The following is a 20,419-nucleotide window of genomic DNA, read 5'->3' on the forward strand; positions in this document are numbered from 1 at the left end:
AGGTGTAAAGCATCAGCCGAAACACTGTCAGCCATCACCCGACATTGAAATGTCAGCCATCACCCGACGTCATACAAAAACGTGAGTGCCCCCGGCAGGATTCGAACCTGCGACACCGGCTTTAGGAGAGCCGTGCTCTATCCCCTGAGCTACGGGGGCTCGGGACCTATCGAAATAGGTGTTCTACAACCCTAAGGGACGACTCATCTTAGTTGGCGAAGCGCCGATCAGCGGCATCGGGGTTGTCGCGAGGCGGTGTTCATGTCGGCCGGAAGCCGCGAGGAGCTTGGCCGGGCGAATGTCGCCGGCGCTCGCGTAACAGCGGATCGGCCATACTGGCCCGATGGGGGGATGGGGTTTCAATCGGGTGCAGTTGTCGACCGGATCACGCGGTAGCGGCCGGCGTCGCCGATGAGCCAGATACTGTTCGCCGCGGGCATAGCCATGTTGGTCGCGCTTCTGCTGACCCCCGTGCTGATCCGGATGTTCACCCGGTTGGGGTTCGGTCAGGAAATCCGCGACGACGCCCCACAGACCCACCAACGCAAACGTGGCACCCCGACAATGGGCGGTCTGGCCATCCTCACCGCGATCTGGGCAAGCTACCTGAGCACCAACCTCATTGGGCTCGCACTCGGGGGAGGCGGCCCGTCAGCATCTGGCCTGCTGGTTCTCGGACTGGCCACGGCACTGGGCGCGGTCGGCTTCACAGACGACTACATCAAGTTGCGGCGCGTACGCAATCTCGGCCTGAACAAGCGAGCCAAGTCCGCTGGGCAATTGGTCGCGGCAGTCCTTTTCGCCGTACTCGCGCTGCAGTTCCGTAACGCTGACGGCCTCACACCGGCAGGCACCGAATTGTCCTACGTCCGTGAAATCGCTGCGTTTGCCATGCCGGCTGTGGTGTTCGTCCTGTTCTGCATCGTCGTGGTCTCTGCGTGGTCGAATGCCGTCAACCTCACTGACGGTCTCGATGGGCTAGCCGCGGGGACCATGGCGATGGTGAGTGCCGCCTACGTGCTCATCACCTTCTGGCAGTTCCGAAACGCATGTGCCCTCACCCAGGAGGACGGTTGCTACCACGTCCGCGACCCCCTCGATCTGGCCCTCGTCGCCGCTGCCACCGCCGGCGCCTGTATCGGATTCCTATGGTGGAATGCCGCACCCGCCAAGATCATCATGGGTGACACGGGTTCGCTCGCGTTGGGCGGCATCATTGCCGGCCTATCGGTCGTCAGCCGCACCGAGCTCCTGGCCGTCATCCTCGGTGCCCTGTTCGTGGCCGAGGTGACCTCCGTCGTCATCCAAGTCGTGGCGTTCCGCACCACCGGACGACGGGTCTTTCGATTGACCCCGCTTCACCACCACTTCGAGCTGATGGACTGGCCGGAAAGCGCACTGACGATACGGTTCTGGCTGATTGCGGCAATCGCCAGCGGCCTCGGAGTCGCGCTCTTCTACGGCGAGTGGTTGACGGCTGTCGGAGCCTGAGGACTGGGTGAATACTCACGGTCCGATGCGGATCGGGCCGGGGCTCCAGAGCCCACTTCGAACGGCCGTCCCGAGCTGCAAATGGGCTTCGGGAGCATCGACGACGGGTGTGAAACGGCGCAGGGAGCCCCAGTCGCGGCCCCAGTCCCGGGACAGGTACGTGGGCATCACCTGAGCCCGCAGTATCAGATCGGTGACACCCAACGGGCCGCCGTTTTCGCCGGATTGCCAGGTGTCTGGCATTTCGATCTTTGCGGGGTAATCCGGTGAGATTCGGTAGTGGGGTAGCTGGGTGACGCCGTTGGCGTGCAACATGGGCTGCTGGCACGGAAATACCAGTCCCACCGCCCAATCCAGTAGCACCGGCTGTGTGGAGCCGAGGTATTCCTGCATCGATCGGAGCTCAGGTACGCGCGGCGGGGTGACGGCGACCCAATCTCCCGGATCCAGTGAGCGGTCGTCGGCGACAATTCGGACGTAGGAGGCGTCGGCGGGGATGGCGGCGCGCGGGAAACGCAGATTGCGCCAGGCTGGTTGCGGGCCGATGTCGTACGGGAGGAGTCGCCCGCCGGGTACGGGTGCGCCGTCGGGTCCGGGTGTGCCGTATTCCAGGGCGACGGTTTGAGCGGCGGTGTGGCCGGAGAGGACGCTGTCGCCGGTGATGGTCCCGGCTGCGGTGATCACCACGAGCGGGTGGGCCGCGTCCGCGGCCGGAAGCCGGTACCACCCGGAAGTGAGCGTGCTGACTTGCTGAGGGCCGGTGGTGAAGCTGCCCGCCACCGGGACGCGGGCGGGATCAAGTCCGTAGGGCAACACGACGCTGGAACCGTTGACCCCGGGCTGATCCAGGGCGGTTGGCGCATCCCAGTCGTAGTCGGTTCCGGATTTCGCCTGGCTCTGCCAAATAGCCTCTGCCAGTGTGTGTTCAGGTGCGCCATTCGGGTCGAAGCCGATCGGCTCGGCACCGCCCAATGGCCCCAGGGTGCCGTAGCGTCCGGGCACCGGCGCGAGGAATCCGGTATTGACGTCGGGCTCGACGAGAACATCGTCGGCCAGCCCGCATCCACCGGCCAGCTCGCGCAGGTTGGCCCAGCCGTTGGAGTAGCTGGGGTACTGCTTGACCGCTCCGGTCAGCATCGATCCGGTGCACACCACCACCATCAGCCCGGCTGCCACGGGCACCGGTGCCGAGGTCAGCATCCGGGTCAGCCGCGCGGGAGGTCGCCGCGGTGGGACCAGGTGCAGCCAGCCGGCGTAGGCAGCGGCCGCCAGACACAGCCAGAGGAACACGGCGCTCGCGGTGACCGGACCCCAGTGCGGGCTGCTGTCGTTGAACGGCACCCCGTAGCTGGAGACGTACCAAAACCCGTTGGTAGAGGCGAAGCACAGGGCGAGAACCAACAGCACGATGGCGAGAAACGCCGTCTGGTTGCGTCGTGAGCGCAGCACCGTCGGACCGAAGAGCACGGTGGCCACTGCTGCCATCGCCGCGCCGGCGGCGGCGAACAGCCCGAAATGGTGGATCCACTTGGTCGGGGCGAACGTCAGCAGGAAGATGGTGGCGAAGATAACCCCCATCAGTCGCCACACCGGTCCGACTGCGAGCCCGGGTATTCGCTTGCGGCGCAACAACAGCAGCATCGAGGCGAACAGGCAGGCCATGGTGATCAAGATGCCGAAGCGGCGGGACAAGGCGGCGTCGGTGGTCTGCAAGAAGAGGTAGAAATAGCGCAGATTTTCGGTGTACCAGGGCTGCGCGGGCCCGATCGCAGTGCGCACTGTGGTGGCTTCGCGCACCGCTGCCAAGGTTTGGTCGGCGAAGATCACCGTGAGGACCACAAAGCCGGCTGCGGCCAGGGGCAGCAACACCGGCCAGATCCCCACCGATTTCGCGCGGGCGACGATGATTCGCACGATCGGACGGCCACCGGCCAGCAGAACCGCCACGGCGATGATCCCGGTGGGCTGGATGCCGAGTGTGAACGCGGCCACGACGATCGCCAGCCCGACGGGTGTGGCCCGCCGTGTCGCAATGGCCCGCTCGACAAGGACATAGGTGATGAGGGCACCGGTGGCGATCTGACCTTCAGGCCGCAATCCGTTGTTGAACGGCATCCACGCCGCGATGAACACCAGCGCCGCTGCCCACACCGCGGCACGGTTTCTCACCACCGCTCGTCCGAGCCGGGGCAGAACTTCCCGGGAGAGCAGTAGCCAACACACCAGCGCGCAGATCAAGTCCGGCAGGCGCAACCACAGGCTGGCGTGACTGACGTGGGTCATCGCCGCGATCAGCTCGTAGTACCAGCCGAAGGGATCCTCGGGGCTGCCGTACCAACGGAAGTAGTTGGCCATGTAGCCGGCATGGCTGGAGGCGTTGGCCATGCCGAATTGGTAACCGTCATCGGATGATCCGGCACCGACGACAAACCAGACCACCGATACCACGATGACGGTGGCATCCACCGCGGTGAAGGTGCGCCAACGGGTCGGAACGAGGCGCCGCGCGCGCCGCCCGTCGAGGCGGTCAAGTCGCCACAACGCCAACAGCGCGACGATCGTGCCGAGGATGCCGGCGATCATCGCGGCGGTCTTCAGCGGTGACGGGGAGCTGGTGTAACGGGTGTCGATGGTCGCGGAGAACGACAGTCCGGCCGGGGCGGGACCGCTCAGGTCGGTGAACACGCCGACGATCTGGGGCCGCAAGTTCGCATCACCAAAGCCGCCGCGCAACGGCCCGCCGGTATCCGTATCGATCAGCCCTTCGACCGCGGCGAACGTGCCTGCGATCGAGGAGGACAGCTGCAGCCGCTGACACTGCGGGTCGCTCAGTCGGCTGCGCGGCACGCTGAGGACCACCACGTTGCGGGCGATCACGTCGACTCTTTGCGCCGTGGCCGTGACGAACAGTCCGTTGAGCATTGCCTGCTTGCCGGCCGTCGGCACCGTGCTCAACACCAGCCCGCCCGAGGCAGGCATATCGCGAAACACGGTGCACGGTAACGACGCATCCAAGGACACCGGGGTCAGTGCGACCAACGGTGCGGTCACACTGCCCAGCCGCCCATCCTGCGGCCACTGCAGCGACGCGGTGGTCTGCACCACCGGCAACACCGGGATCAGTGCGCTGGCCACGAACCCCACCAACCCGGCGATGATTGCAACCCATCGCGTCACCGGCAACGGTCGGCGGCTGCGTGCTGCGGGCGCCTCCGAGAGCCCGTCTCCGGACGCAGAGGCGACGTCCTCGACCAGGCTCACCGAGCGTCCCTCGCCCTCGTGTTCGCGCGCACCGCATCATCAGTATCTGAAGCGAGTGTTACAGTCAAGCGTGCCGCGACCGTTCGACCGCGACAAACGCGAAGAAGTATTGGCCACCGCGGGCGCGATTTTGGCGCGCACCGGAGTTGTCGACACCTCGCTGCGTGAGCTCGCATCCCAGATGGGGACCAGCGCTCGGATGTTGGTGTACTACTTCGGCACAAAAGAGCAACTCATGCTTGAAGTGTTGAATCGCCAGCAGCGCGCGGCCATACCGGAGACGGAGAACCTGGTCCTACCGGAGTCGATTGCGGCACATCGTGAATGGTGTTTCGAAGACTGGTATGAATGCACGCGCGGCGAGCGTCGTGACAGCCTGCGCATCGTGCTGCAGATCTTCGGCGCGGCGTGCGGCGTCGACAGTCCCTACCGCGAATACACCTGGGACACCCTGTCGCTGCTGACGCGCAACTCCAAGGCTCGTCTTCTCGCACTTGGGATGCCTGCCCGCGTCGCCGAGACCCGCTCGCGCATCGCGCTGGCAACCTTCCAAGGCTTGATCATCGAATACTTCACCGCGCCCGACCCGACCTTCGTCGACGAGACATTCGCCAGGTTCGTCGACGAATTCCTCCTCGCGCCCTTCGGGCCTGCCGGCCCGCCGGGCGCCGAGGACACACGTTGATCGGCGGCTGACCCGAAAAATCCGATCTGCCAGACGACTCCGCCGGGGTTACCCGTGACCGCACATCGGAGGCGGGCACTTCGGGCCCTTCGGTGACGCCGGCTCCGATCGCGGCTGTTCCGAACGTTGCTGAGGAGCTTGCCGCTGCGCCGGGGCCTCGCGGACCGGCGGTTCCTGTCGAGCGGGCGCCTCCCGAGGAGGTCGTTGCCGAGCAGGTGCCTCTTGCGGAGGTGCCTGCCGGGCGGGTTCCTGCCAGACCGGTGCCTGGCGCTCAGGAGCCTGATACGTGGGAGCCGGGGCCTCCTTGGGAGCGGGGGCCTCGCGCTCGGGCGCTGGTTCCTGCCACACCGGCGCCTCGCGCTCAGGGGCCTGGGTGGGGGCCGGTGCCTCGGGCTCGGGTACCTGGACCTTGGGCGCCGGATCACTCTGCGCCGGAGGCTCTTCCGGTGTATTCCGCTGCTGCGGAGGCTCCTGTTGTCTCGGTGCTTCTTGGGGGCCCTGCGGCTCCGAAGCCGGCGCCTGCGGATCAGGAGCGGTCTGGCGCGGCGCGGGGGCCTCGCGGGGTCGATCCAGCGCCGGGCTGGGTGGGCTCTCCGGTTCCGGCTGGTCTGGCGACGCCGCGGCCGGGTTCGGCCGGTCAGCCCGCGGTGGCGTCTCCGGCAGCCCCGGGGAAGGATTCAGGCCTGCTTCGGGCGCCGGTGCAGTGTCCGGCTTTCCCCGCGGTTTGTCGATCGTCGGCGGCGTGTAGGCAGGTACCGGCGACAGCTTGGGTGCGTTGAACCCGGGCGACACTTTCGACGGCGGCGCAGCCGGTGCGGGTGCCGCCAATGCCGGTGGTGCGGTCAACGACGCTGGCGCAACCGATGGTTGGTGGCGTTCCTCATGGGCATCGGGTCGTTGCCCGAATGTCGACGGCGGCTGCCACCCGCGAAGCGTCTTGGTGTCCGGCGTGAGGTCCCTGGCGAAGTCGCGTGCGGACTTGTCCCCGAGCTCCTTCATCAGGGGACGGGCGGTACGTGTCACCTTGTCATTCGAGATGAACTGTGTCAGTGAGGCATTCAGGTTCACCACGGGCGACGAAACGTGGATGTTGATGTTCGTGCCCACCCTGACGGCCGGCGGTGCCCAATCGCGGTTGCGCGGATTGTGCCAGTCTCGGTTCCTGTTCCAGTTCTGGTACAGGTGCGGGTCGAAGCCGTGGGCCCGATCCCAGTGTGTACGGCGGTACACCGGGTCGTAGTTTCGGAACTTCCACCGGTAGTACTGCTGGTATGGATGATGACGGTCGTACCAGCCCTGGTTGCGGCCCTCCCAGGGGCGGTCGCGGTGCTGGCCCCATTCGTTGCAGCCATTGCGGTCCCAGCCGTGGCGGTCGTAGCCGGCCCAGTTATAGCCCGCCCAGTTGTAGCCCCAGCGGTCGTAGCCCCACCGGTCATATCCCCACCGGTCATATCCCCACCGGTCGAAGCCGACGAAGTCGTAACCGTACTGGTTGTAGCCACTGAGGTCGTAGTTGTACCAGCTGCCGGAGTCATAGCCGTAGAGCTGTCCCCAGGACGGGTCGTAGTAACCCAGGTTTCCCAGGTTGGGTGTCACCGGCGGGTCAATCGGCTGAGGCCAGTCGGCCATCGGGGCGTCTGGAACGCCGGGCGGCGCTGGGACGTAGTCGTCGGGTGCGCCGTATCCCCAGGTCGGCGCGGCCGCGCTGGTCAGTGCCACATCGTCCTGCTGCAGGTCGGGGGCCGGCGGCGCCGCCGGAGGCGGTGCGGGCAACGGCGCGAGTTGGAGCACCGTATCGGGTGTGTACTGCAGCAGTTGTTGTGTCAGTTGGAGATAGAGGTTTTGCAGGCTGGTGCGCTCAGTTGACGGCGACACGAAGTCCAGGTCCTGCTTGGCTTGATTGAGCGCGGTGCGGGCGTCGGTCAGCTCATCGGCGGTGGGTTGCTGTCCACTGCCGAGAATGTCCTGCGCCTTCTTCAGATCATCTACGACAGCGGTCAAGGCGACGTCTTGAGCGTGGCCGGGAAAAACCGTCCGTGCAACGCCCCACAGAGCACCTCCGGGTGAGGTCTCATAGGCCGCGCCGAGTAGGCCAACGACGAGAACTCCGACCATTGCGGCGGCGACAGTTGCTTTGGCTCGGCGTGAGCCGGGTACGAGCCTTCGCCGCCTCGGCGGAGGCTCGGGAAGCTCTACAACATTCTCGCGGACCGGTCGGGGCCCGAGAATCGTCATGCCGCCCTCCTCAACTACGGCCGATGGCCGTGCTCGCGCCGCTCCCGACCGCGCGGATACAGATGTCCCGGTGCACTGACGTGGTTCTGCCGGTAGGTAATGCCTACCACAACTGCTAAGTGCAACTAAATTTTATTTATTCCCATGACGGATGCCAGCATCGCGCGAGATTCTCATCAACCCATAGCTGTCGCACAGGAATTCACAGGAAGGCTGGGTTTGCGGCTATTGCTCGCCGGTCTCCACGACGGCCTTGATCCGCTCGAGGGTCTTGCGCATGTCGCGGATGTTGCGGCGCTGACGGAGTTGCCCGCCGAGCAGTGAGAACACAGTGGTGAAAGCTCCCGGCGTCATCCGGAAGGATTCGGTGACGTCGGTCTCGGTTCCGGCCGGCTCCAGGCGGTAGTGCCAGTTGTTCACTGCTCGGTCGCCCACCAGGACCGCGAAACCGAACTCACGCCCGGGATCGCAGGCCGTCACCTTGCACGTCGTCCAGTAGATGGGACCGATCTCGTTCCGTTTGACGTGTCCCCGGAACCGCGCGCCGAGGGCAGGACCGGTGGCACCGCCGAGCCACTCGGCTTCCATGACCTCCGGCGAGAACTTCCCGGTGTTGCGCACATCGGCGATGAGATCCCAGATGCGATCCGCCGGTGCGGACATGCGTACGGTTGCTGAGCCTTCCATGGACATGGGGTCCGCCTCCTCGGGGCAATGGCGTCAACGTAACACCGGGGCGGACCGGGACTACGGGTTTCCAGGGGTTCGTAGCGCCCCGCGGCCGTGTGATCGTCGACGCGTGAGCGTTTCCCGGGCCACGCTAAGGATCGGCGGGTGCGCCGGTGTCGGCGATCTCGCGCATCTGGTCGATGAGCCGTGCTGCGACCTTGGCGGCGAGCCACAGCGCCGTCTGGTCGTCCTCCGGCAAGCTCGCCAGCAGGTCGGCGATGCGCTGCTTGCGCACCACGGCCCGCTCATCCCACAGGCGCCGGCCGCCCTCGCCGACTTTGACCAGGCAAGCGCGGCCGTCGTCGGGGTCGCTACAACGCTCGACCAGCCCCTGATTTTCCAGGCGCTGTACAAGCTGTGTCATGCCCGACTGGCTCGCGCCCTCCGCCTCGGCGAGTGCGGTGACGCGCATCGGCCCCTCGCGGTTGAGGCGAACCAGCACCAGTGTCGCGCTCGCGCTCAATCCTTTGCGATCAGCCAGATGCCGCCACATCAGATCAGCGCTCGACACCAGCAACTCCGAGACGGCTTCCACGCTGCCGGTGGCCGGCTGACTGCTCACAGCTCATTTATATCACTGATAGGAAGGAATATTTCGAGGGTTGATGCCTGCACTCCGCGAATGATCGCTGTCAGCTGTCAGATTGCTGTAAACCTGCGCGCAGTGCCAGCTCAACGCTTGAGATTTAATTCATATATGCGATATATATATCGATCATGATCGGGGAGCAACCTGCGCGCGAACGTGGCGATCGAGCGGATCGTCGAGGTGGCCGCAGACCACGAAGCCGAACGATCCTGCAGAACGGCTGGCTCCCCGTCGTCACCGCCATCGTGGTCGGCATCGGAGCCTTGGGAGTCTGGAAGGTGCACCAGATGTCCGAACCCGGCCCTGTGCCCACCGTCCTGGCCGCGCAGGCACCGGAGCAGTTCACCCCCAAGCAACTCACCTACGAGGTGTTCGGCTCCGTCGGCGACGGTGGGATGCTGAGCTACGTCGACATCGACGGGCACCCACACAAGGTCGATGTCACCGAGCTGCCCTGGACACATACCGAGACGACGACCCTCACCGTGGTCTCCGGCAGCATCTCAGTGCAGGTCAACGGTGGCGAAGTCGGATGCCGAATGCTGGTCAACGGCGTTGTGCGCGACGAACAATCGTCCACCCATACCGAGGCCGACGTCACCTGCCGGGTGAAGTCCGCATGAGCACACATCGGGCCAACCGCCCCGTCGTCGCACGGTCGGTGCGCATCCTGGCGGTGCCCATCATCGTGTTCTGGGCGCTTCTCGCCGTCACCACCAACACGTTCATCCCGCAGGTCGAACGGGTCGCCGAGCAACTCGCGGGGTCCATGATCCCGAGCTATGCGCCGTCGCAGGTCGCGATGCTGCGCATCGGGGAGAAGTTCCAGGAGTCCACCTCCACCAGCCTCACCATGCTGGTGTTCGAAGCCGATCGCCCGCTCGACGACGGCGATCACCGGTATTACGACGACCTGATGAACCGGCTCAAGCAGGACCCCGAGCACGTGCAGTACGTGATGGACCTGTGGGGCAAACCGATCACCGCGGCCGGAGCCCAAAGTGTCGACGGCAAGGCGACTTTCGTGCTGCTGCGGCTGGCCGGAAACATCGGACAGCTCCAGGCGAACGAGTCCGTGAACGCCGTCCGGGACATCATCGCCGACGACACCCCACCACCGGGCGTCAAGGTCTATGTCAGCGGCGCCGCGCCGCTGGCAGCGGACACCCTCACCATCGCCAACTCCAGCCTCAACAACATCACGATCCTGACGATCATCCTCATCGTGATCATGCTGCTGGTGGTCTACCGGTCGGTCGCCAACGTGCTGGTGCCGCTCGTCAGCGTGCTGATCGAAATGCTTGTCGCCAAGGGCGTCATCGCGACGCTCGGGCACTTCGGCGTCATCCCACTGTCGTCGTTCGCGGTGAACATCGTCGTCGCCCTGACCCTGGGGGCCGGAACCGACTACGGCATCTTCCTGATGGGCCGTTATCAGGAGGCCAGACAGGACGGCGAGAGCCGCGAAGACGCGTTCTACACCGCCTACCGCAGCGTCGCCCCGATCATCATCGGCTCGGGCCTGACGATCGCCGGCGCGTGTTACTGCCTGAGTCTGGCCCGGCTCGATTACTTCCACACGATGGGGCCGGCGGTGGCCATCAGCATGCTGTTCACCATCGCTGCCGCGCTCACGCTCGCGCCCGCGCTGCTGACACTGGGCAGTCTCTTCGGTCTGTTCGACCCGAAGCGCATGACCAAGGGACATCTGTACCGGCGGATCGCGACCAGCGTGGTGCGCTGGCCGAAACCCGTCTTCGTCGCAAGTACCGCGGTCGTGATGATCGGCGCGGTGTTCGTCCCCACCTTCAAGGTCAGCTACGACGACCGCGCCTACCAACCTGCCGATGGCTCAGCCAATCTCGGTTTCGAGGCCTCGGATCGGCACTTCTCGCAGAGCAAGTTGTTCAGCGAGATGTTGATGGTCGAGAGCGACCACGACATGCGCAACTCGGCCGACTTCATCTCTCTCGACCGCGTCGCGAAAAGCCTCATCCGGCTTCCCGGCGTCGCCATGGTCCAGAGCATCACCCGACCTTTGGGACGGCCGTTGGAGCACGCCACGATTCCCTACCTGTTCACGACCCAGGGCAGCGGAAGCGGCCAGCAGTTGCCATTCAATGAGCAGCAGAACGAGAACACCGACAGGCAGGCCGAGATCCAGGCACGCTCGGTCCAGGTGCTGCAGCAGGTGATCGGGCTGACCCAGCAGTTGTCCGACGAATTCCATTCCACCGTGCTGACGTTGGAAAACCTCAAACAGGTCACCGACGACATGAACGCCGGAATCTCCAATCTCGACGACTTCCTGCGACCTTTGAAGAGCTACTTCTACTGGGAGCCACACTGTTTCGACATTCCGGCGTGCTGGGCGATGCGATCGCTGTTCGATTCGCTCGACGGTATCGACAGCCTCGATGCGGAGATTGCCGATGCGGTCACCTCGTTCGAAGCCGTCGACCGGCTGCTGCCGCAGATGATCTCGCAGCTGGAACGGATGATGTCCGACAGTCAGTCGCTGCTCGGTGTCATCACCAACAACTACGGTCCGGCCCATCTGCAGACCACGCAGACCGATCAGACGTACTACGACCTGATCAACGTGGGCAACGACTTTGACCAGTCCCGCAGCGACGACTTCTTCTACATTCCGCGAGAGGCGTTCGACAACGAGGACGTCAAGACCGGCATGCAGTTGATGATGTCGCCCGATGGGAAGGCCGCCCGGTTCATCGTCACGCACGAGGGCAATGCGATGGGGCCGGAGGGAATCGATCACGTCGAACAGTTCCCGGACGCGATCAAGGCGGCACTCAAGGAAACCTCGCTGGCCGGGTCCAAGATCTACATCGGCGGCGCGGGGTCCAACAACAAGGACATCAAGGCCTATGCTGCGTCGGATCTGCTCATCGTGGCCATCGCCGCGTTCGTGCTGATCTTCCTGATCATGCTGTATCTGACCCGGAGTCTAGTGGCGGCGATGGTCATTCCCGGCACGGTGGCGTTCTCGTACGCCGGCGCGTTCGGACTGTCAATCCTGGTGTGGCAGCACCTGATCGGCCTACACCTGCACTGGCTGGTGCTGCCGCTGACCTTCATCATCCTGGTCGCGGTCGGCTCCGACTACAACCTGCTGCTGATCTCCCGGGTCAAGGAGGAGTCCGGTGCGGGGTTGAACACCGGGCTGATCCGCGCGCTCGGGAGCACCGGTGGCGTGGTGACCTCGGCGGGCCTGGTGTTCGCGTTCACCATGCTGGCCATGCTGATCAGCGACCTGCGCACGATCGGCCAGGTGGGGTCGACGGTGTGTATCGGTCTGCTGCTCGACACCCTGATCGTCCGCTCGTTCGTGGTGCCGTGTCTGTTGCGCTTCCTCGGCCCGTGGTTCTGGTGGCCGACATTCATCCGGCAGCGACCGCTCCGCCAGCGGCAGCCGCTGCAGCAGCAGGCGGAGGTGTGACATGACGACATCGACTCTGTACGGCATCCTGTCGATCGTCTTCTTCGCACTGATCTGGGTGTTCGCCGTCGTGGCATTCGTGTTCACCAGGCGGATGAGGGGTCACGCGCACGTCACGTCGAAGCTCGCCATCGGCACCCTGCCGGCCACGTTGCGCAAGGTCCGTAAACGCGAAGCACTCACCGACGACGAACTGGCTCTCGCGCGACAGGTCCTCGCCGACCGCGGCAGCGTTCTGGCGCTCGCGGTTCCCGCCACGCTGTTCTCCATCGGATGCTTCTATGTCTTCGGCAGCCTCGAGCAGTTGCACGGGCACACCCCGTCAGAGCGAACGTTTCTCGGCGTTTTCCCGATGCTCACCTCGACCAACATGGCGATGCAGATACTGCGGAGCGCGCGTCTGAAGCGGCGGATTCCCGATCCGGCGCCGCCGCAGCGCGAGAACTCAGGTTCGACTCTCCATACCGAGCGCGTCGAGTAGGGCGTTGACGGACAGTTTGCCCAGCGCATCGGAGGCCAGTGGGCTGTCGCCGGTGAGCAGGCGGCGGTCCTGATGCACGGCCCCTTCATACGTGTCACCGCAATGGCAGCTCGGCAAAGATCGGCGTGGTTGGCGTCGTCGAACCACCGCCCGGCTCGACGGTGAAGGCCAACGCCGATGCGTCGCCGAGGTCCGGCAGCACCGCCGTGGTGGACGGCGCGACGGCGGCGGAGTCCATGGTGCCCGCCGACTGTGCACCGCCCCCACGCAGCAGCCACATCTGATAGACCGTGCCGGTTTGTGGCGGCGTGACGCCGTTCATCACCAGCACTCCGGCGTTGCGCGCACGCGAGAACACCACGGTCGCGGTACCGCCGGTGGGGATATCCCCGGATACTGTGCGTACGTCGGGTGCGGCGAAGATCTGCTCGGCGGTCGTCGTCTGCGGGCCGGGCCGCAGCGCGATGCCGACACCGACACCGGCGAGGGCAATGACGACGGCCGCCGCGGCCGCCAGGGCCGCGTTCCGCCAGCGCGACGTGGGTCGCAGCTCACGTACCGTTTCTGAGTTCACTGCTGCCAGCAACTGCTCCCGCAGATGCGCCGGTGGCTCGACCGCCGTGCTCGCCGAGACCCGAGCCATGGTTTCCCGCACGTCCCGAACCTCGCTCGTGAACTGGGCCGCGACCTCGGGCGGGGCCGCTGCCAGGCGCTGTTCGATGTCAGCACGCTCACCCTCGGACACCGCGTGCAGCGCATACGCGGCAGCCCACTCCATCAGGTCGTGGTCAGCGGGCTGGGTCATGCGGCCCCCAGGCAGTTGCGCAAGCCGCGGAGGGCGTCGCGGATCCGCGATTTGATGGTGGCGAGGTTTGCCGCCAGCCGTTGAGAGACCTGGCTGTAGGTCAGGCCGTCGTAGTAGGCGAGGTGGATGCACTCGCGCTGGGCATCAGTCAGCGCGGACAGGCATTCGGCGACCCGCCGCTGCTCGTCCTGGGTGATCACTGAGTCGGCGACATGATCGGCGGGCGGCTCCAGGCTGGACGCGCCGTAGCGGGACTCACGTTGGCTGGCAGCTTGTTCGGCGCGCACCCGGTCCACTGCCCGTCGGTGTGCGAGCGTCATCAGCCAGGCCATCGCGGAGCCGGCCGTCGGGTCGTAGCCGTCCGCGTTGCGCCACACCTGGAGGTAGATGTCCTGGGTGGTTTCCTCGCTGTAGCCAGGGTCCCGCAAAACCTTGGCGACCAGGCCGAACACCCGCGACCGGGTCTGGTCGTACAGCTCGGCGAAGGCGTCGATGTCGCGTCGGGCGACCCGCCGCAGCAACGCGTCGAGTTCGGCGGTCACCCACAGCAGCCTAGCTACCGGGGACCGCGCCGTCATCTTTATCCAGATCTCGGTGGCATCGGTATGAAAAACGAAGTGCGCGAACAATATTCCGCGAACCCCGGCCGGCCTGCCATGTGCTTCTCTGCCAGTCGGGCACCGGTTGCGTACACCAGGAAGTACGTCATCAAGACCGGGGACAGCACCGTCGCGAGCGACAGCCAGCCGCAGATGCTCGACAGCCACAGCCCCCACCACACGCAGCTGTCGCCGAAATAGTTGGGGTGGCGGGTCCATGTCCACAACCCGCGGTCCATGATGGCTCCCCGATTGGCCGGGTCGGATTTGAATCGGCGCAGCTGATGGTCCCCGACCGCCTCGAACGCCATCCCGACCGCCCAGACCAATATGCCCACGATCAGAACCGGTCGCAGGCCGGCCGGCGTCGGTCCCAAAGTCGATGACAGCTGCACCGGCAGGGAAACGAACCAGGTCGCCGCACCCTGGATCACGAACACCTTCCGCAGTACGTGACCAGCCGAGTAGTCGCCATCCAGCAATTCCTGATAGCGCGGATCCTCACCCTTGCCCGCGGACTTGAGGACCATGTGCCAGGACAGTCGGCCTGCCCACAGGGTGATCAACACCAACAGCAGGATGCGCCGGAAGGGATCGCCGGTACCGAGAAGAGCGCTGACCGCGGCCACCACGATGAACCCGACGCCCCACGCCACGTCGACGACGTTGTACCGTCCGAGGTTTCGGCCGATCAAGAACGTCGCCCCGTGCACCGCGGCGATTGCGGCGAGCGACACCGCGGTCACGATGAGCAGGTTCACCGGTGTCCTCCTGTCGGTGCGAAAGTCCACTGGTAGACGTCCAGATAGCCCGAGGCGAATCCGGCCTCCGAGTACGCCAGGTACAACTCCCACATGCGGGCGAAGACATCGTCGAAACCGAGCGCTGCCACTGCGTCGCGTCGCGAAACGAAACGCTCCCGCCACAATCGCAGGGTCTCCGCGTAGTGCGGCCGCAGCGACATCATGTCGACGGTACGCAGCCGGGTATGCCGCTCAGTGAGACCGATGATCGCCTCTGTCGACGGCAGCAGCCCGCCCGGAAAGATGTACTTCTGGATCCAAGTGTGGGTGTCGCGCGAGGCCAGCATGCGATCGTGCGGCATGGTGATCGCCTGAATGGACACTCGGCCTCCCGGCGTGACGAGCCGGTCCAGCGCTTGGAAATAGTTGGACCACAGACGGTATCCCACGGCTTCCACCATTTCGACCGACACGACCGCGTCGTAGCAGCCGTCGACATCGCGGTAGTCGAGCAGGTCGATACCGACCTGGTGCGACAAGCCGGCCGCCGCGACCCGTTGCCGCGCGAGCCGTTGTTGCTCGGCCGACAGGGTGATCGATCGGACCTGGGCGCCGCGCTCCGCGGCACGGATGCAGAGTTCACCCCAGCCGGTACCGATCTCGAGTACTCGGCTGCCCGGCCCCACAGCGGTCGCGTCGAGCAGTCGGTCGATCTTCCGGCGTTGGGCGTCGGCCAGCCCGGCCGCCGTTCCCGGCAGCTGCGCGAACAGCGCACTCGAGTACGTCATCGTCTCATCGAGAAACTCCGCGAACAGCTCGTTCGACAGGTCGTAGTGGGCCGCGATGTTGCGTCGGGACTGGGCAGGGTCATTGTCCGCGGAACGCGGGGATCGTGGCAGCGTCACGGTCCGGAACCGTTGCAGGGCAGCAGGAACCAGATCGCCCAACGATCTGCCGAACTCGGTGAGCAACCCGACGAGATCGGTGGAATTCCATTCGCCTGCCATATACGACTCACCGAACCCGATCAAGCCGTGGCAGCCGATCCGCCGGGCCAGTGCCTCCGGCCGTTCGATGACCATGGTGGGCAAGGTCGGATCGGCCGCCCCGATCACGGCTCCGTCGGGCAACGCCATCCGGATCGGCAACCTCGCCGCGGCCCGTCTCAGTAACCGCTCGGCTACGGCCCCGGTGATGACGGCCACCGGTCCGCCGGGCGGACGTGCCACGTCGGGCCACCGGGCCGAATCGATGACGGAATGGGTCTCGGTCCCGATGCTCACAGCAGACTTCCTTGGTGGTCGGTGGGAGTTTCGGCCGATTCGTTGGGAAGGCGCGGTACCACCGGAACCCGGCGCAGCCACAACTTGATCCCCTCCATCCGGATGGCGAGGGCTCCGGCCAGCGGAGCCAGCGGCGCGGTCAGTTGCAGGCGAAGGATCTCCCACGTGTTCGCCGGTCTGCGTTCACCGCGCATGGAAGCGACGAAGGGCGGATGTCCTTGACGGTGAAGGGAAATGGTCACGGCTAGGCATTCGTCCGGTTCTGGTGCCCACACCCTGTAGTGCCCGTCGACGGCATTGAACGGTGAGACGTACATGCGCTTTGGCACGCGCGCGGGCTCCCCGGCGGGCAGCAGGTAGGCATGCCGCTGGCCGTAGGTGTTGTGGACCTCGGCGACCACGAAACGTAGGTCACCGGTGGCGTCGTGGCACCAGTACAGACTCAGTGGATTGAACACATATCCCAGCACCCTAGCCTGCAGCAGAGCAGTGACCCTGCCGCCGCCGAGATCCACGTCGTGCGAAAACAGAAATGCGTCGACACGTTGGCGCAGTGAGTCTTTCGGACCGCCTGCGAAATGGTCGTCGACGTCGAATCGGGCGAACGATCCGAGCCAGCGAGGTAAGCGCGGCATTCGATCGAGATCGACGTACCAGCTGTATCCGCGGTAGCTGAAGCGATGATGCACAGGGGCGCGGCGGATGTGGGCGATCCTGGTGCGGTACAGCGTGGGGGTCAGCATGCCAGCGGTTCCGCAACCGTGCCGTCGGCCCATCGGGCCCCTAGCCGCTCCGCGGCGCGCAATCCCGATGCGGCGCCGTCCTCATGGAATCCCCAGCCGTGGTAGGCCCCCGCGAAGACGACCCTATCGTCGTTGAGATGTGGCAGGAGTTGTTGTGCGGCCACCGATTCGGTGGTGTAGGCCGGATGGGCATAGACCATCTCGGCCAACACCTTCGACGGGTCCACTTGATGGGCCCCACCCAGGGTCACCAGGTAGCGCCGGCTGCCACTCAACCTCATCAGTCTGGTGATGTCGTATGTGACGGTGACGGCGCGATCAACGGGGTCGATCAGATAGTTCCAGGAAGCGCGCGCTCTCGGCAGACGTGGCAGTACCGACTCGTCCGTGTGCAACTGAGCCTGATTGAGGCTGTAGGGGATGGCCCCGAGGATGCGCCGTTCCGCCTCGCTCGGGTGGTCCAGCATCAGCAGCGCCTGGTTGGGATGAGTGGCGATGACAGCGGCATCGAACCGCCGGGGCGGCTGTCCGCCGACGGTGACCAGAACTCCATCGGCACACCGGCGCACGGATCGCACGCGCGCGTCGGTCACCGCCTCGGGCAGTCGAGCCACGATGGCGTCGACGTAGTTGGCTGACCCGCCGACCACGGTGCGCCACGCCGGCGAGCCGAAGACCGACAGCATGCCATGGTGTTGCAGGAAGACGAACAAGTAGCGCGCCGGGTAGCGCAGTGCTTCACCTGGTGGACATGACCACACCGCGGCTACCAGCGGGGTCATGAATCGGTCGATGAAATACCGGGAGAACCCGTGCCGGTGCAGAAACTCGTCGAGCGTTTCCTCGTGCCCGGGTGCCGCGCGCCGCAGCAATTGCGTCGCCAGGCGGTGAAACCGGCCGATCTCGCCCAGCATCAACAGATATCGCGGCCGGCCCATGTTGGACCAGGTGGGGAACAATCCACCCAGGCCGCGAGCGCCGGCGTACTCCAGACCTGTGCCGTCATCGCGTACGGACATCGACATATCTGTGTCCTGCGTGCGGATCCCGAGTTCGTCGAACAACCGGCACAGGGTCGGATATGTGCGGTCATTGTGCACGAGGAACGCCGTATCGAGCGCGACGATGCGTCCCTCTTCGACGATGTGCTGGGTATGGGCATGTCCGCCGAAGCGGGTGTCGGCTTCCAGCAGCGTGACACGGTCACGTGCCGACAGGGCATACGCCGCGGTCAGGCCGGCGACACCGCTGCCTATCACCGCAACGGCACGCCCGCCAGGATGAATGTGTTCCACACCCGGTATTCGGAGCCGGACCCGCCCCGGATGGGATGAGCTCTAGCGGAGTTCGGCGATCACCTTCCCGAAGGCCTCGGCATGGGCGATCTGGACGATGACGTAGGTGATGCCGTACTTCTCGCGCAGACCGCGAATGTGGTCGGCCATGGCGCTGACCGAGCCGGACAGCACGCCGGGATGGCGCAGAAGCTCTTCGTCGCTGAGCCCCGGCAGGAAATGACGGGGGACATTGAGGATGGGCATCTCACTGCCGGGGGCGGGCATCGCGGTGACCGCGATGTTGAGTTCAAGCTGGTCGAACCGGTCACCGGCGGCGTTGCGCAGGAAGGAAATTCGGTCGGCCAATGGATCTCCGTCGACGTGATCGCCGCCGGTGAGTCCGATGATATCGGCGGTCTGGGCGGCCACTGTCAGCAGCCGGTCGCCGTTGCCCGCGATGAGGATCGGAATGTCGGGTGCGTGTTCTTTGAGGTATTCGGTGGTGTGGCGCAGGTAGTCGATGCGCTCGCGTGCGGTCGGGAACGGCAGTTCGGCGGCCTCGAACTCCTCGCGCACGTAGCCGGCACCGAGCCCTAGATCGAATCGGCCTCCGGAGAGATCCCGCAGGGCGGTGGCGTCGCGCGCCAGCAGCGCCGGTTTGTAGAAGGCGGCATTGAGCACGAACGTCCCGACGCGCAGCGTGCTGGTCGCCGCGGCGATCGCGGTCAGCGTCGGGAACGGCGCGGGGGCACCGAGATGGTCGGGAACGTTGAGTACGTCGAAGCCGAGGTCTTCGGCACGCCGGGCCTCGTCGGCGATCTGCGACTGGGATTCGGCAACACGCAGGCTGACGCCAAAGCGGAAATCGTTGGGCATCACCCGATCTTAGGCACGGCGGGTGCATGTTTGGCGGCGTCTGCGGCGGGCAATTCTGAGCCGTGACGAGTCACCCGACGGTGGGCGTGGAGGAAGAATTCCTGCTCATCGACCCACAGCGCGGCGAACCGATCGCCCGCAACAAACAGGTCGCCGCCGCTGCCGCCGAGCACGGGGTAGACCTGCAACTGGAGCTGACCAGCTGCCAGGTCGAAACGACCACGGATGTGATGGACACCAGCACCGCGTTGCGCTGCGAACTGACCCGGTTGCGCCGGATTGCCGCCCAGGCCGCCGCGGCCGACGGGGCGCAGCTGCTGGCCGTCGGCCTGCCACCGACCGTGCCGCACAAATTCCCGGTGACACCGACCGCGCGATACCGCAGGATTGCACACAAATTCGGCATGATCGCCCACGAGCAGGGCATCTGTGGCTGCCATGTCCATGTCGCGGTACCGGACCGGGACGCCGCGATTCACGTCAGCAACTGGTTGCGGCCGTGGCTGCATGCGCTGTTGGCGCTGACCGCCAACTCGGCGATCTACCGCAACACCGACAGCGGCTATGCCAGCTTCCGTAGCGTGCTGTGGTCGCGATGGCCGAGTTCGGGACCTCCGCCACATTTTGACTCAGTGGCCCAGTACGACGCTGCCGTGGCCATGCTGGAGCAGGCCGGTGCTGCACTCGACGACGGCATGATCTATTGGGATGTCCGGCCGTCGGCGAGCTTCCCGACCGTGGAGGTCCGGGTGTGCGATGTGCCGGCGACGGTGGCCGAGACGGTGTTGCTCGCCACGCTGATTCGTGCCGGGGTGATGACGGCGCTGCGCGCGTATGACGAAGGCGAATCGATGGAGCGCTTCGCGGATTACCAAATCCGGGCAGCTCATTGGAAGGCCGCACACGACGGTCTGCAGGGCGACGGTATCGATCTGCTGGGGGAGCAGTCGACGATCCCGGTGGTGGACCTGCTCGGTCGCTTCGTCGAGACTGTGCGGCCGGCCTTGGTGGCGCTGGACGACTACGAGATGGTGCGAGCCGAGCTCGCTCGCGTCGTAGCCGAGGGCAACGGCGCGATCCGGCAGCGTCGGGCCTGGCGACGCCGGGGTGAAATCGCAGATGTGATAAGCGAATTGGCGTCTGCTGTGACCAGCGACTAACT

At 65.5% G+C, this 20,419-nt stretch carries 17 protein-coding genes and 1 tRNA gene; 6 read left to right on the forward strand and 12 right to left on the reverse strand.

What is annotated here, in order from left to right; translation table 11 throughout:
* Positions 1-86 precede the first annotated feature (86 nt).
* Positions 87-159: transfer RNA gene (locus tag ACZY08_RS18050), tRNA-Arg, on the reverse strand.
* Positions 160-411: 252 nt separating this feature from the next.
* Between ACZY08_RS18050 and mraY the strand changes: the two genes are divergently transcribed.
* Entirely contained in the window at positions 412-1,491 is a 1,080-nt protein-coding gene (mraY, locus tag ACZY08_RS18055) for a phospho-N-acetylmuramoyl-pentapeptide-transferase (RefSeq protein WP_463746004.1), read from the forward strand.
* Between the two features lie 15 nt (positions 1,492-1,506).
* Here the strand turns inward: mraY and ACZY08_RS18060 are convergent, their stop codons facing one another.
* Positions 1,507-4,752, reverse strand: a complete 3,246-nt coding sequence (locus ACZY08_RS18060) for an arabinosyltransferase domain-containing protein (protein WP_463746005.1) — start codon at positions 4,750-4,752, stop codon at positions 1,507-1,509.
* A gap of 70 nt (positions 4,753-4,822) precedes the next feature.
* Here ACZY08_RS18060 and ACZY08_RS18065 point away from each other — a divergent pair, with 70 nt between their 5' ends.
* Positions 4,823-5,437 carry a TetR/AcrR family transcriptional regulator gene (locus ACZY08_RS18065; RefSeq protein ID WP_463781834.1) on the forward strand — a complete coding sequence of 205 codons (615 nt, stop codon included), beginning with the start codon at positions 4,823-4,825 and terminating at the stop codon, positions 5,435-5,437.
* A 48-nt stretch (positions 5,438-5,485) separates the two neighbouring features.
* Here ACZY08_RS18065 and ACZY08_RS18070 read toward each other — a convergent pair whose 3' ends face one another.
* The 3 genes from ACZY08_RS18070 to ACZY08_RS18080 all read right to left on the reverse strand — a co-directional run bounded on the left by ACZY08_RS18070 (position 5,486) and on the right by ACZY08_RS18080 (position 8,963).
* Complete coding sequence (locus ACZY08_RS18070; RefSeq protein WP_463746007.1) at positions 5,486-7,672, reverse strand: hypothetical protein; 2,187 nt, start codon at positions 7,670-7,672, stop codon at positions 5,486-5,488.
* Between the two features lie 225 nt (positions 7,673-7,897).
* Positions 7,898-8,359 (reverse strand): SRPBCC family protein, encoded by a 462-nt coding sequence (locus ACZY08_RS18075; protein ID WP_463746553.1) that lies wholly within the window; start codon positions 8,357-8,359, stop codon positions 7,898-7,900.
* 133 nt (positions 8,360-8,492) lie between these two features.
* The gene (locus ACZY08_RS18080; RefSeq protein WP_463746008.1) at positions 8,493-8,963 is read right to left on the reverse strand and encodes a MarR family winged helix-turn-helix transcriptional regulator; all 471 of its coding nucleotides are present in this window, start codon (positions 8,961-8,963) and stop codon (positions 8,493-8,495) included.
* A 155-nt stretch (positions 8,964-9,118) separates the two neighbouring features.
* Between ACZY08_RS18080 and ACZY08_RS18085 the strand changes: the two genes are divergently transcribed.
* The 3 genes from ACZY08_RS18085 to ACZY08_RS18095 are packed head-to-tail and all read left to right on the forward strand — an operon-like array spanning position 9,119 to position 12,931.
* Complete coding sequence (locus tag ACZY08_RS18085) at positions 9,119-9,613, forward strand: MmpS family transport accessory protein (protein ID WP_463746009.1); 495 nt, start codon at positions 9,119-9,121, stop codon at positions 9,611-9,613.
* Entirely contained in the window at positions 9,592-12,450 is a 2,859-nt protein-coding gene (locus ACZY08_RS18090) for an MMPL/RND family transporter (protein ID WP_463746554.1), read from the forward strand. The genes ACZY08_RS18085 and ACZY08_RS18090 overlap by 22 nt, the downstream gene beginning before the upstream one ends.
* A 1-nt stretch (position 12,451) precedes the next feature.
* Positions 12,452-12,931 (forward strand): hypothetical protein, encoded by a 480-nt coding sequence (locus ACZY08_RS18095; protein ID WP_463746010.1) that lies wholly within the window; start codon positions 12,452-12,454, stop codon positions 12,929-12,931.
* Positions 12,932-13,025: 94 nt separating this feature from the next.
* On the opposite strand, the gene ACZY08_RS18100 is transcribed toward ACZY08_RS18095, so the two are convergent.
* The 7 genes from ACZY08_RS18100 to ACZY08_RS18130 are packed head-to-tail and all read right to left on the reverse strand — an operon-like array spanning position 13,026 to position 19,257.
* A complete protein-coding gene (locus ACZY08_RS18100; protein ID WP_463746011.1) occupies positions 13,026-13,736 on the reverse strand; it encodes an anti-sigma factor in 711 nt (236 codons plus the stop codon).
* On the reverse strand, positions 13,733-14,314 hold the full coding sequence (locus tag ACZY08_RS18105) for a sigma-70 family RNA polymerase sigma factor (RefSeq protein WP_463746012.1): 582 nt from the start codon (positions 14,312-14,314) through the stop codon (positions 13,733-13,735). Before ACZY08_RS18105 ends, ACZY08_RS18100 begins: the two co-directional genes overlap by 4 nt.
* A 2-nt stretch (positions 14,315-14,316) precedes the next feature.
* Entirely contained in the window at positions 14,317-15,084 is a 768-nt protein-coding gene (locus ACZY08_RS18110; protein WP_463746555.1) for a DUF1295 domain-containing protein, read from the reverse strand.
* An 8-nt stretch (positions 15,085-15,092) separates the two neighbouring features.
* Positions 15,093-16,361 carry a class I SAM-dependent methyltransferase gene (locus tag ACZY08_RS18115; RefSeq protein ID WP_463746013.1) on the reverse strand — a complete coding sequence of 423 codons (1,269 nt, stop codon included), beginning with the start codon at positions 16,359-16,361 and terminating at the stop codon, positions 15,093-15,095.
* Positions 16,358-17,104 carry a DUF1365 domain-containing protein gene (locus ACZY08_RS18120; RefSeq protein ID WP_463746014.1) on the reverse strand — a complete coding sequence of 249 codons (747 nt, stop codon included), beginning with the start codon at positions 17,102-17,104 and terminating at the stop codon, positions 16,358-16,360. The genes ACZY08_RS18115 and ACZY08_RS18120 overlap by 4 nt, the downstream gene beginning before the upstream one ends.
* Complete coding sequence (locus ACZY08_RS18125; RefSeq protein ID WP_463746015.1) at positions 17,098-18,399, reverse strand: NAD(P)/FAD-dependent oxidoreductase; 1,302 nt, start codon at positions 18,397-18,399, stop codon at positions 17,098-17,100. Before ACZY08_RS18125 ends, ACZY08_RS18120 begins: the two co-directional genes overlap by 7 nt.
* 42 nt (positions 18,400-18,441) lie before the next feature.
* On the reverse strand, positions 18,442-19,257 hold the full coding sequence (locus ACZY08_RS18130; RefSeq protein WP_463746016.1) for an LLM class F420-dependent oxidoreductase: 816 nt from the start codon (positions 19,255-19,257) through the stop codon (positions 18,442-18,444).
* Between the two features lie 62 nt (positions 19,258-19,319).
* Here ACZY08_RS18130 and ACZY08_RS18135 point away from each other — a divergent pair, with 62 nt between their 5' ends.
* Positions 19,320-20,417, forward strand: coding sequence for a glutamate--cysteine ligase (locus ACZY08_RS18135; RefSeq protein WP_463746017.1), 1,098 nt, complete (start codon positions 19,320-19,322; stop codon positions 20,415-20,417).
* Positions 20,418-20,419 lie beyond the last annotated feature (2 nt).

The sequence above is a fragment of the Mycobacterium sp. IDUB_9 genome (genome assembly GCF_055419505.1).